The following is an 11,192-nucleotide window of genomic DNA, read 5'->3' as shown; positions in this document are numbered from 1 at the left end:
AGATGCAGGTTACCCGCGACAGGACGGAAAGACCCCGTGGAGCTTTACTGTAGCCTGATATTGAATTTTGGTACAGTTTGTACAGGATAGGCGGGAGCCATTGAAACCGGAGCGCTAGCTTCGGTGGAGGCGCTGGTGGGATACCGCCCTGACTGTATTGAAATTCTAACCTACGGGTCTTATCGACCCGGGAGACAGTGTCAGGTGGGCAGTTTGACTGGGGCGGTCGCCTCCTAAAGTGTAACGGAGGCGCCCAAAGGTTCCCTCAGAATGGTTGGAAATCATTCGTAGAGTGCAAAGGCATAAGGGAGCTTGACTGCGAGACCTACAAGTCGAGCAGGGACGAAAGTCGGGCTTAGTGATCCGGTGGTTCCGCATGGAAGGGCCATCGCTCAACGGATAAAAGCTACCCCGGGGATAACAGGCTTATCTCCCCCAAGAGTCCACATCGACGGGGAGGTTTGGCACCTCGATGTCGGCTCATCGCATCCTGGGGCTGTAGTCGGTCCCAAGGGTTGGGCTGTTCGCCCATTAAAGCGGTACGCGAGCTGGGTTCAGAACGTCGTGAGACAGTTCGGTCCCTATCCGTCGTGGGCGTAGGAAATTTGAGAGGAGCTGTCCTTAGTACGAGAGGACCGGGATGGACGCACCGCTGGTGTACCAGTTGTTCTGCCAAGGGCATAGCTGGGTAGCTATGTGCGGAAGGGATAAGTGCTGAAAGCATCTAAGCATGAAGCCCCCCTCAAGATGAGATTTCCCATAGCGTAAGCTAGTAAGATCCCTGAAAGATGATCAGGTTGATAGGTTCGAGGTGGAAGCATGGTGACATGTGGAGCTGACGAATACTAATAGATCGAGGACTTAACCATATAATATGAAGCAATGTTATCTAGTTTTGAAAGAATATAAAAAAACTTGTTGACTTTAAAAGTTAAATAAGTTACAATGATTCTTGTCTTAAATGAATACAGTCTGGTAATGATGGCAGAGAGGTCACACCCGTTCCCATACCGAACACGGAAGTTAAGCTCTCTAGCGCCGATGGTAGTTGGGACCTTGTCCCTGTGAGAGTAGGACGTTGCCAGGCAAATGGAGGATTAGCTCAGCTGGGAGAGCACCTGCCTTACAAGCAGGGGGTCGGCGGTTCGATCCCGTCATCCTCCACCATTTAGCCGACTTAGCTCAATTGGTAGAGCAACTGACTTGTAATCAGTAGGTTGGGGGTTCAAGTCCTCTAGTCGGCACCAGAAAATCATGGCGGTTGTGGCGAAGTGGTTAACGCACCGGATTGTGGCTCCGGCATTCGTGGGTTCGATTCCCATCAGTCGCCCCATTTTTTCTTTAAATAATTAATATGCGGGTGTGGCGGAATTGGCAGACGCACTAGACTTAGGATCTAGCGCCTTTGGCGTGGGGGTTCGACTCCCTTCACCCGCACTTTTAATAAAATAACTCATACATGTCTTGCGGAAGTAGTTCAGTGGTAGAATACAACCTTGCCAAGGTTGGGGTCGCGGGTTCGAATCCCGTCTTCCGCTCCAATTTTCAATATGACATGCCGGGGTGGCGGAACAGGCAGACGCACAGGACTTAAAATCCTGCGGTGGGTGACCACCGTGCGGGTTCGACCCCCGCCCTCGGCACCATATGCGCCCGTAGCTCAATTGGATAGAGCGTTTGACTACGGATCAAGAGGTTAGGGGTTCGACTCCTCTCGGGCGCGCTTTTATTAACGGGAAGTGGCTCAGCTTGGTAGAGCACCTGGTTTGGGACCAGGGGGTCGCAGGTTCAAATCCTGTCTTCCCGATTTTCCAAAAACATGGGGCCTTAGCTCAGCTGGGAGAGCGCCTGCCTTGCACGCAGGAGGTCAGCGGTTCGATCCCGCTAGGCTCCACTTGTTTTAATATCATTTATGGCGGTGTAGCTCAGCTGGCTAGAGCGTACGGTTCATACCCGTGAGGTCGGGGGTTCGATCCCCTCCGCCGCTACCATAAAGGACCTTTAGCTCAGCTGGTTAGAGCAGACGGCTCATAACCGTCCGGTCGTAGGTTCGAGTCCTACAAGGTCCACCACTAAAGGTTTATATCTCGGAGGTATACCCAAGTTCGGCTGAAGGGATCGGTCTTGAAAACCGACAGGTGGCGAGAGTCGCGCGGGGGTTCGAATCCCTCTACCTCCTCCATTTTTTCTAAATTAAATATTTTATCATCGCGGGGTGGAGCAGCACGGTAGCTCGTCGGGCTCATAACCCGAAGGTCGCAGGTTCAAATCCTGTCCCCGCAACCAAATGGTCCCGTGGTGTAGTGGTTAACATGCCTGCCTGTCACGCAGGAGATCGCCGGTTCGACCCCGGTCGGGACCGCCATTTTTTTACATAAAGGCTCGGTAGCTCAGTCGGTAGAGCAGAGGACTGAAAATCCTCGTGTCGGCGGTTCGATTCCGTCCCGAGCCACCATTTTGAAGTCGCAAGCCGACTTAGCTCAACTGGTAGAGCAACTGACTTGTAATCAGTAGGTTGGGGGTTCAAGTCCTCTAGTCGGCACCACTTTCAAAATGAGCCATTAGCTCAGTTGGTAGAGCATCTGACTTTTAATCAGAGGGTCGAAGGTTCGAATCCTTCATGGCTCACCATTTACAATTTAATGCGGGTGTAGTTTAGTGGTAAAACAAGAGCCTTCCAAGCTCTGGTCGAGAGTTCGATTCTCTTCACCCGCTTTTCAATTTATGGGCCTATAGCTCAGCTGGTTAGAGCGCACGCCTGATAAGCGTGAGGTCGATGGTTCGAGTCCATTTAGGCCCACCATAATTGTTCCGCAGTAGCTCAGTGGTAGAGCTATCGGCTGTTAACCGATCGGTCGTAGGTTCGAGTCCTACCTGCGGAGCCATATTATAGAGAAGTACCCAAGTGGCTCAAGGGGCTCCCCTGCTAAGGGAGTAGATCGCGAACGCGGTGCGAGGGTTCGAATCCCTTCTTCTCTGCCAGAACTGGCCCGTTGGTCAAGTGGTTAAGACACCGCCCTTTCACGGCGGTAACACGGGTTCGAATCCCGTACGGGTCATACTAAAAGAGATAGCATAATCTGCTATCTCTTTTTTGTTGTGTATAGATATAGAAGAAGCTATAACAGATTATAAATAATAAATTTAAAAAAGTTATATTAATTTAAATAGGATTACCTCTTCTTATACATAAGAAGAGGTAATCCTATTTTTTGAATATGTTTTAACTCTCTGCTGAATGCCCATCCGGTTTCATAACAGCATGACTATATGCGGATTGAAGAGTTTTGTATCCTAAAAGTGCAATAGTTAAGGCAAGGCCTCCTGCTATAATAGCCACACTAAATCCTGCCCGAGCTCCAAAGGTATCAATAACTAAACCAGCTATCGCTGACCCTAGGGAGACTCCAATACCAAGTCCTGTAATTGCCCAAGTCATTCCTTCGGTTATTTTTGATTCAGGTACGATTTTTTCCACAAGCCCCATAGTAATGATCATAGTAGGAGCGACAGATAACCCTGCAAAGAAAACAATGACTACTAGCCAAGTAATAGTGTTTACGAAAACTAGTGGCAGCATTGTTATCATGGAAAGTGTGACTGCTATTAAAAATTGATTATATGGTGGAGTACGGAGTTTAAGAGTACCGAAAGTTAGACCTGCCAGGCAGGAACCAATTGCATAGATGGAAAGCACAAAGCTAGCAGCTACTGTGTTTCCTTGATGTTCAGCAAAAGCTACACTAACGACATCTATTGTGCCAAATATAGTACCTATGGCGATGAGTGTGAATACAAGCACTCGTAATGTACCAATTTTAAATACTGTTCCTTTGTTTGTAATGTCGTGAGGGTGTACAGGTGGTTCTGTGCTTTTTTGCATGGTGAATAGGCATACCCCGATTGTAAGAAAAACAGATGATAAAAGTGGTCCTGCTTCTGGGAAGAACATAACACTTAAACTGACGGATAATACAGGACCAATGATGAAGCAAATTTCATCGACGACCGATTCGAAGGAAAATGCTGCATGCAATTTATGGGATCCACGGTATAGTTTAGCCCAACGTGCACGCACCATGGCCGACATGTTTGGCATACAACCTGCACATAAGGCGGATAGAAATAGCGTCCAATAAGGAGCCTCATATTTCGTACATAGAAGTAAGAGGATTGTAAAGAAAATACTGATACCTGTAGCCGGAAGAAGTATACGTGATTGCCCTAATTGATCAGCCATACGAGAAATATGAGGAGCTAGTAAAGCTGATGATAATGTGAAGGTGGCTGCAACGGCTCCGGCAAGCCAATAGTCACCACGTAACTGAGATAACATTGTAACAATACCAATGCCCATCATTGATATGGGCATCCGAGCTATAAATCCTGCTAATGAGAATCCTTTTGTACCAGGAGCATTGAAAATCTCACGGTAGGAATTAAACATAATAATCACCAAAGTATTTGACGTTTACATATACATTCTTCATGCTTTTAACTCCTCCTTTGTTCATTAATACCTTCTATAAAAATGGGCAGTGAGTCAATGTAGGATATAGGTAAGCAGTTATATTATCTTGTAAGCTAGAAATAATTGACATACGCACCGTATGCCAATATCATATTAACATACGATGCGTATGTCAATTAGAAAGTTTTATCGTTGGATAGAGAGCTAACGATAAAAGGAGTTATTCTTTTACATAGAGAACGATACTATAATAGGATTCATTTTGAATAAAGGGAATGAATAGAAGTAGGAGGAAAAGATGGGTAGAAAAACAAGAGAAGAAATGATCATTGAAACACGTGCAAAATTGCTGAGTGCAGCAAGAGATGCTTTTGGTACAGTTGGATATGTAAACACGTCTATGGATGATTTTACAGCATCTGTCGGTTTAACACGTGGTGCAATTTATCATCATTTTGGTGATAAAAAAGGATTGTTAGAAGCGGTTGTAAAAGAAATTGATATGGAAATGGATAATAAATTAAGAAAAGTATCAGATGAGGCGGAAGGAAAATGGGAAGGGTTTGTTGGGCGTTGTCGTGCGTATTTATCAATGGCACTTAATCCAGAAATTCAGCGAATTGTACTTCGTGATGCACCAGCAGTATTAGGAACTAGTTATTATCAATCATCACAGTCACAATGCTTAGTGACGATGGCGGAGATGCTTCAGCAACTAATGAAGGACTGTATTATTGAAAACACGGATTGTGAAGCATTAGCAAGATTCATAAATGGTGGACTAGTGGACCTTGCTTGTTGGATTGCGAATTCTGAAGATGCAGAGATGCATTTGTCTAAAGCTTTGCGTAGCCTATCACTTATATTGAATGGTTTATTATTAGAAAAGAATGCATGATTTTAACTGATATTTTTTATTAATATACGGTAATGGTTAAAAGGGAGGTGTTAAAGAATATGCTAATCGATTTATTTCACTGTATTCTATATAGGCCAACTAACATCCATTTTGTAAGGGGATAATGTGTTAGTTTAATCTTATAATACGATTTCTTTTTCGACTATTAGGATTTGGATTATAAAAAATGAAGGTAGTTACAGGGAGTAATCGAATCACACTATTTTTATTCACAATCTAAAGAAAACGCCTCCATTGAAATTGATTCCACACCTATTCTAATAACTTTACACTTTATGTGAAAAAGTTCACAAATAGGTCATAATTTGTGAAGTAATTCACAATGATACATGCTACAATATGAGTGTAAAGAAGTTAAACAACATTAAATTAGTATTTTAATTAATTACTTAAACAATCATAAAAAATAGATGTGAACAATAGAGAGGGGAAATTAACATGAAAAAAGGTATCAATCGTGTAGTATTAGTAGGAACAGGAGCTGTAGGTTGTAGTTATGCTTACTCAATGATTAACCAAGGTGTAGCTGAAGAATTTGTACTTGTAGATGTTAATGAAGCAAAAGCAGAAGGAGAAGCAATGGACTTAAGCCATGCGGTACCATTTTCTCCAGCAGCAACAAAAGTTTGGAGCGGTAGCTATGCAGATTGTAAAGATGCAGATTTAGTTGTTATCACTGCTGGATTACCACAAAAGCCAGGTGAAACTCGTCTAGACTTAGTTGAGAAAAATACAAAGATCTTTAAACAAATCGTTCGCGGTATTATGGATAGCGGATTCGATGGAATCTTCTTAATTGCAACAAACCCAGTTGACATTTTAACTTACGTAACTTGGAAAGAATCTGGATTACCAAAAGAGCGCGTAATCGGTTCTGGTACTACTTTAGACTCTGCTCGTTTCCGTTACATGTTAGGTGACTACTTAGATGTAGATCCACGTAACGTTCATGCTTACATCGTTGGTGAGCACGGTGACACTGAACTTCCAGTATGGAGCCACGCTACTGTAGGTGTACAAAAACTAGAAACAATCTTAGCTAACAACGAGCAGTACAATCAAGAAGACTTAGATAAAATCTTCGAAAATGTTCGTGATGCAGCTTACCATATCATCGAGCGTAAAGGCGCAACTTACTACGGAATCGGTATGTCACTACTTCGTGTAACTAAAGCAATCTTAAGCAACGAGAACAGCGTATTAACTGTATCTGCATACCTTGAAGGTCAGTATGGTGAGAAAGATGCTTACGTAGGTGTTCCAGCTGTTATTAACCGCCAAGGTGTACGTGAAATCGTAGAACTTGAGCTAAATGAAGAAGAAAAAGTGAAATTCGCTCATTCTGTAAAAGTATTAAAAGAAACAATGGCACCAGTACTATAATAATCGCTAAATAATTCAGAGGCGGGAAACTGCTTCCTACCTCTGAGTTTTTATATAATTTAATATAAATTCCTTTTCCGGTTTCCCTTGTATATCCCCAATATACCCCTTTTGCTGGATAAGGGTCGTTTATAGAAAAGAGCACTCTACTTTATATAGAGTGCTCTTTATTATTATCATTTTTTAGGAGTTAATCCTAATTTCTTTAAAATATCTGCAAGTGTACCGCTTTTTGATTTTTCAACAGGTGTTTGTGATTTAGATGCATCAGGACCTTTTTTCAAGAAGTTCTTTTCAACGAAGCGAATATCTTTTTCGTCAACAATGCCATCTTTGTTAAGGTCGCCGTCTTTTACAGATAGTCCTTTTTTACCATAGTTGCTAGCAATAATTTCTGCATCTTTCATATCAATTACTTTATCACCATTTACATCACCTGCAAGGTTTTCATCAAAGCGTGCATAATAATATTGGCCAAGTAGCTTACCATCTTTCTCAGTACCTAATTTCGTTGTTAGTCGGCTTGTTAAATGTCCTGGAACCTCTACGTATAAGTTGTAGTCGCGTTTATTAACAGGTAGTCCATTTAGTTTAAAGTAACCGTATTTATCAAGTGAGTCTTCAAACTTATGACGGTAAGAATCAGTCGCATATACTTTTACGCCAAGCTTTGTATAATCGAACTTTTCATCTAAATATCCACGTTCATTTAAGAATGCACCAGGTTTAATATTTCCTTCTACTAGTGAGTTTAAGGACATTACTGAGAATGATTGATCTTGAAGGACACGCATTCTATTTGGCGCTGTTTCTCCTGGTTTCCAGTATACAAACACTGCTGACTCTAATTGAGCATTTGCTTCATAAAATTCATCGTTTTCTACTTTGAACGTTACATCAATGAACGGGAAATCACCATCTAATCCAGCAAAGTTTTTGTCATCGATAGCACCGCCAACCGTAACAGAGCCTGCTTCTAGTTTCGGTTCATGTACTTTTGCCGTTATCCCTTTTTCAGAAAGGAGCTTTTCAAAAGTAGGATTCAATTTCGCATTTGCAAATTTGAAGTTCTTCTCTAGGAATTTCACGTTAAATTCCCCAGCAACAAATTGTTTCACATGTTTGGCGTTTAGCGTCACAGTGAATTCATCACCTTTATATACTTCTTTTTTATCATAACTAGTTTTCGCATATTGAGCTCCTTGCGGGATAAACCAATAGTTATTTACACCACTTGGATAGTCAGCTCCTGCAGTTGCATAATCGAAAATATATACGCCTGTGTTCATTGGGCCTTCCACTTTAAAGGATTCAGGAGTAATGCCAACCTTAAAGTCACCATTTGCATTAATAGGTAAAAACTTATGCAAGTATGGAGAATAGTCATAATACATAACTCCATTCGCTTCTTGCGTAATATTTAGCCCTTTTCCTTTTAAGTAGTCAACGTTCGAATCATACACATTTCCTTTAATCCATAACGCTTTTTTACCATCTTCTACTGTATAATTTTCTTCATTTAATTCATAAATGCCAGGTTTTAATCCAGTTAATTTCACTTCTGGCGGTGTATTATCAATTACGACATAATCACCTTTCACACGTGCTTTCCCAGCTTTATCATAGCCAACAAACTCAATTGTGTAGTCTCCTTCTGGTAAGTTGATTTTCTCATCACCGATTGGTTTCGCAGGATCATTTGTGAAAGGATACACTCTGCCGTTAAAGAATGAATCTAAGTAGTAATACACATCCGTTTTTAGGCCACTCGTGTTTAACGTTCCAATGAAGCCGAGTGCTTTATTTGTTTTGGAATCTTTCACGATAAGATCTAACGTTTCAAGTTCGCTATTTAATTGGAATGCCCCGTGAACATATGATTCACCGTATGGATTAAATTTCGATGTATCAGTTGAAATTGCTTTTCTTGATAATATCGCATTTTCAATACCAGGCTCTGATACGCGAATAGAGAACGGAATTTGATACGTTTCCTCTTTGTTTTTCGTATTTGTAATATGAATATATCCTTCATAGCGGCCTTGCTTTGCACCGGCTGGAACATTAATTTTTGCTTCAATTTCATCCGCTTTGCCAGCATCAAGCGTAATTGTTTCTGGAACAGAAACTTTTACACCGTTTGCGGTAGCATCGTTAATAGCAGAAGATGCTGGTGTATAAGAAATTTCTGTTTTAAATTCTTTTTTCTCTTGTTTATTATGATTTTCCACTTTTATATTTCGTTTTTGTTCAAGAGCTTCACCGTCTTTTTGATAAAACTTCCCGAATGCAATGGATCCAGTTTCTTCTGGTACTTCAATTACTTCATCATTCACAACTGTTTTTGTTGTATCTAGCACTTTAAAACTTGCTTCTGTATGAACAGCGTTGTACGCATCTACTCGTCCAGCTCCAACTTCATATACAGAATACTTTTCTTTTAAATCATCAGCTGTGTTCATTAGAGATGCTTTTACATCGAACGGAGAGTATTCTGGATGTTCTTGTAAAATAAGTGCAGCAACACCCGCGATATGAGGGGATGCCATAGATGTTCCTTGCATACGCTCATAGGAAACGTCATAGTTTTCGCCTTCTTGTGGATCGTTAATATATTCAGGTACTGTTGAAAGGACAGCAACACCAGGCGCTGTAATATCAGGTTTAATATCATCATTTGATGTAACAGGGCCACGTGAGCTAAAGTCTGCAAGATGGTCGCCTTCTGTTTGAATGTAGTTGATTTCATCGAAAGTTAAAGAGGTACTGCCTTGTTCAATTTGAGCTTTTAGTTTTTCCCCGTCTTCTTTCGTTAGTCGGAATGCTGGAATGTATTTTGTGCTTTCGCCAACGTAGAAAGGAATTTCTCCATCCACATTGTTATAAATAATAACGGCTTTTGCACCTGCTTGTTTTGCGTTAGCAATTTTTTCATCAAATGAGAGTGTACCACGTGCAACGAGAGCGATTTTTCCTTTTACATCTTTTTTACTAAACTCGTCAGGAGTACCGATTCCTACAGATTCAATAGGTAAAGATTGTCCTTTGAAATCCTCTATTTTATCAGTGAAGTTTTTTCCGAATAAAATTAGGTTAGAGAATTGTAATTGTCCAGCATGACCTGATAGTTTCGGTAAGGAAATAGAGCTGTCACTTGCTCCAACTGTAATAGCAAAGGGAGAAGCACCTGGTGATCCGAGTGTCGCTGGATTTGGACCAGAGTTTCCAGCAGCAACGACTGTAACAACACCGGAAAGCATCGCGTTATTGACAGCGATAGAAGTTGGATCAAGCGGATTGTTGCTATCGTCACCTAGCGATAAGTTAATGACGTTCATACCGTCAGAAATAGATTTATCGATCGCAGCGATAATACCAGAACTATCTCCGCTTCCATAAGGACCGAGTACACGATAGTTATACAGTTCAATGTCAGGTGCAACACCTTTTACTGCGGAATCTGATTTGTTTTTCTTTTGAGCAGAAACGATACCTGCTACGTGAGTACCGTGTGCCGTGTAGAAGGAAGAACCACGATCATCAAATTCAGGAGCACCGGATTGTTGCCATTCTGAATAAGTAGTCTCCATCGGATCGGCATCGTTATTAATAAAGTCCCAACCTTTTACGGAGTTTGGATCTACCTTACTAGAATCTTCGCCAGATTTTGCGCGATAGCCTTTATACACGTCTTTTAAGTCAGGATGATTGTAATCAATACCTGTGTCTAATACACCAACTTTAATTCCTTTTCCGGTAATGCCTTCGCTATGTAACTTATCTACACCAATTTGCGGAATGCTATCTGTTAGTTTTTGAGGTGCTTTTTGCTCCGCTTGTTTTGGTAAATTTAATTTCACTTCGTAATCTTTCCAAATACGTTTTACAACGCCAATTCGTAACAATTCTTCCACTGTATTTGCAGGTAACGTTAGAGCAACCCCATTGATCGCATGCTTATAAGAACGTTTAATTTGTACAGACTGGAAATTCCCTGATTTTACTGATGGGCTGAATTGGTGAAGGCGTTTTAATCCTTCTTGGAATTCTTTATGCTCTTGATCAATACGTGCTTTTATATTTTCAGGAGCAGCCTGTAATCCTTTTTCTTTTTGTTTCAATTCATTAATTTTTACTGGTGCAGTTTGAAATTCTACAATGATATTTACTGGCTCAGAACTACTCGTATTAATATCTGGCGAAATAGTAAAACCAGGATTGGCATCTAACGTTTGTAATGCCTGACGCTGGTCTTTAGAGAGCTTTGATAGTAAAGATTGAGCGTTTGATGAGTCAATTTGATTAATAGGATTTTCAGCAAGTACATTGAACGGAAGGGCAGTTGAAAATAGAACGCCAGCCGTTACAATTCCGGTAACAAAACGATTTTTCTTTTTCATATATAGGCCTCCGATAATT

The 11,192-nt window shown here is 41.3% G+C and carries 4 protein-coding genes, 22 tRNA genes and 2 rRNA genes (1 of these 28 cut by a window edge); 26 read left to right on the top strand and 2 right to left on the bottom strand.

What is annotated here, in order from left to right:
• The 24 genes from KZZ19_RS24000 to KZZ19_RS23885 all read left to right on the top strand — a co-directional run.
• Nucleotides 1–869: ribosomal RNA gene (locus tag KZZ19_RS24000) — 23S ribosomal RNA — on the top strand; it begins 2,053 nt to the left of the window's first position.
• Nucleotides 870–971: 102 nt separating this feature from the next.
• A 5S ribosomal RNA gene (rrf, locus tag KZZ19_RS23995) occupies nt 972–1,087 on the top strand.
• Nucleotides 1,088–1,091: 4 nt separating this feature from the next.
• Nucleotides 1,092–1,167 (top strand) — tRNA-Val (locus KZZ19_RS23990).
• A 4-nt stretch (nt 1,168–1,171) separates the two neighbouring features.
• A tRNA-Thr gene (locus KZZ19_RS23985) sits at nt 1,172–1,247 on the top strand.
• 10 nt (nt 1,248–1,257) lie between these two features.
• Nucleotides 1,258–1,333, top strand: a tRNA-His gene (locus KZZ19_RS23980).
• A gap of 23 nt (nt 1,334–1,356) precedes the next feature.
• Nucleotides 1,357–1,437, top strand: a tRNA-Leu gene (locus KZZ19_RS23975).
• A gap of 29 nt (nt 1,438–1,466) precedes the next feature.
• Nucleotides 1,467–1,541 (top strand) — tRNA-Gly (locus tag KZZ19_RS23970).
• Nucleotides 1,542–1,557: 16 nt separating this feature from the next.
• A tRNA-Leu gene (locus KZZ19_RS23965) sits at nt 1,558–1,646 on the top strand.
• 3 nt (nt 1,647–1,649) lie between these two features.
• Nucleotides 1,650–1,723: transfer RNA gene (locus tag KZZ19_RS23960), tRNA-Arg, on the top strand.
• A gap of 10 nt (nt 1,724–1,733) precedes the next feature.
• A tRNA-Pro gene (locus KZZ19_RS23955) sits at nt 1,734–1,807 on the top strand.
• Nucleotides 1,808–1,821: 14 nt separating this feature from the next.
• Nucleotides 1,822–1,894: transfer RNA gene (locus tag KZZ19_RS23950), tRNA-Ala, on the top strand.
• Nucleotides 1,895–1,914: 20 nt separating this feature from the next.
• A tRNA-Met gene (locus KZZ19_RS23945) sits at nt 1,915–1,991 on the top strand.
• Nucleotides 1,992–1,995: 4 nt separating this feature from the next.
• Nucleotides 1,996–2,072 (top strand) — tRNA-Ile (locus KZZ19_RS23940).
• Between the two features lie 17 nt (nt 2,073–2,089).
• Nucleotides 2,090–2,182, top strand: a tRNA-Ser gene (locus KZZ19_RS23935).
• 27 nt (nt 2,183–2,209) lie between these two features.
• Nucleotides 2,210–2,286 (top strand) — tRNA-Met (locus KZZ19_RS23930).
• Nucleotides 2,287–2,289: 3 nt separating this feature from the next.
• Nucleotides 2,290–2,365: transfer RNA gene (locus KZZ19_RS23925), tRNA-Asp, on the top strand.
• A gap of 14 nt (nt 2,366–2,379) precedes the next feature.
• Nucleotides 2,380–2,455: transfer RNA gene (locus tag KZZ19_RS23920), tRNA-Phe, on the top strand.
• Nucleotides 2,456–2,469: 14 nt separating this feature from the next.
• A tRNA-Thr gene (locus tag KZZ19_RS23915) sits at nt 2,470–2,545 on the top strand.
• A gap of 10 nt (nt 2,546–2,555) precedes the next feature.
• Nucleotides 2,556–2,631 (top strand) — tRNA-Lys (locus KZZ19_RS23910).
• Between the two features lie 13 nt (nt 2,632–2,644).
• Nucleotides 2,645–2,715 (top strand) — tRNA-Gly (locus tag KZZ19_RS23905).
• An 11-nt stretch (nt 2,716–2,726) separates the two neighbouring features.
• Nucleotides 2,727–2,803 (top strand) — tRNA-Ile (locus tag KZZ19_RS23900).
• Nucleotides 2,804–2,810: 7 nt separating this feature from the next.
• Nucleotides 2,811–2,885, top strand: a tRNA-Asn gene (locus KZZ19_RS23895).
• A 6-nt stretch (nt 2,886–2,891) separates the two neighbouring features.
• Nucleotides 2,892–2,982, top strand: a tRNA-Ser gene (locus KZZ19_RS23890).
• A gap of 5 nt (nt 2,983–2,987) precedes the next feature.
• A tRNA-Glu gene (locus KZZ19_RS23885) sits at nt 2,988–3,059 on the top strand.
• Nucleotides 3,060–3,223: 164 nt separating this feature from the next.
• Here KZZ19_RS23885 and KZZ19_RS23880 read toward each other — a convergent pair.
• A complete protein-coding gene (locus KZZ19_RS23880) occupies nt 3,224–4,447 on the bottom strand; it encodes an MFS transporter (protein WP_088098179.1) in 1,224 nt (407 codons plus the stop codon).
• Nucleotides 4,448–4,769: 322 nt separating this feature from the next.
• Here KZZ19_RS23880 and KZZ19_RS23875 point away from each other — a divergent pair, with 322 nt between their 5' ends.
• Together KZZ19_RS23875 and KZZ19_RS23870 are read left to right on the top strand one after the other, a co-directional pair.
• Entirely contained in the window at nt 4,770–5,369 is a 600-nt protein-coding gene (locus KZZ19_RS23875) for a TetR/AcrR family transcriptional regulator (RefSeq protein WP_237981468.1), read from the top strand.
• Nucleotides 5,370–5,828: 459 nt separating this feature from the next.
• Nucleotides 5,829–6,773, top strand: coding sequence for an L-lactate dehydrogenase (locus KZZ19_RS23870; RefSeq protein ID WP_044737443.1), 945 nt, complete (start codon nt 5,829–5,831; stop codon nt 6,771–6,773).
• A 176-nt stretch (nt 6,774–6,949) separates the two neighbouring features.
• On the opposite strand, the gene KZZ19_RS23865 is transcribed toward KZZ19_RS23870, so the two are convergent.
• Nucleotides 6,950–11,173, bottom strand: a complete 4,224-nt coding sequence (locus KZZ19_RS23865; RefSeq protein WP_237981469.1) for a S8 family serine peptidase — start codon at nt 11,171–11,173, stop codon at nt 6,950–6,952.
• Between the last annotated feature and the right edge of the window lie 19 nt (nt 11,174–11,192).

Origin of the sequence: Bacillus thuringiensis (assembly GCF_022095615.2) — a bacterium.
GTDB classification, from domain to species: domain Bacteria; phylum Bacillota; class Bacilli; order Bacillales; family Bacillaceae_G; genus Bacillus_A; species Bacillus_A cereus_AG.
The sequence above is the reverse complement of the archived record's forward strand: the minus strand, read 5'-3'. Positions and strand labels throughout refer to the sequence as shown.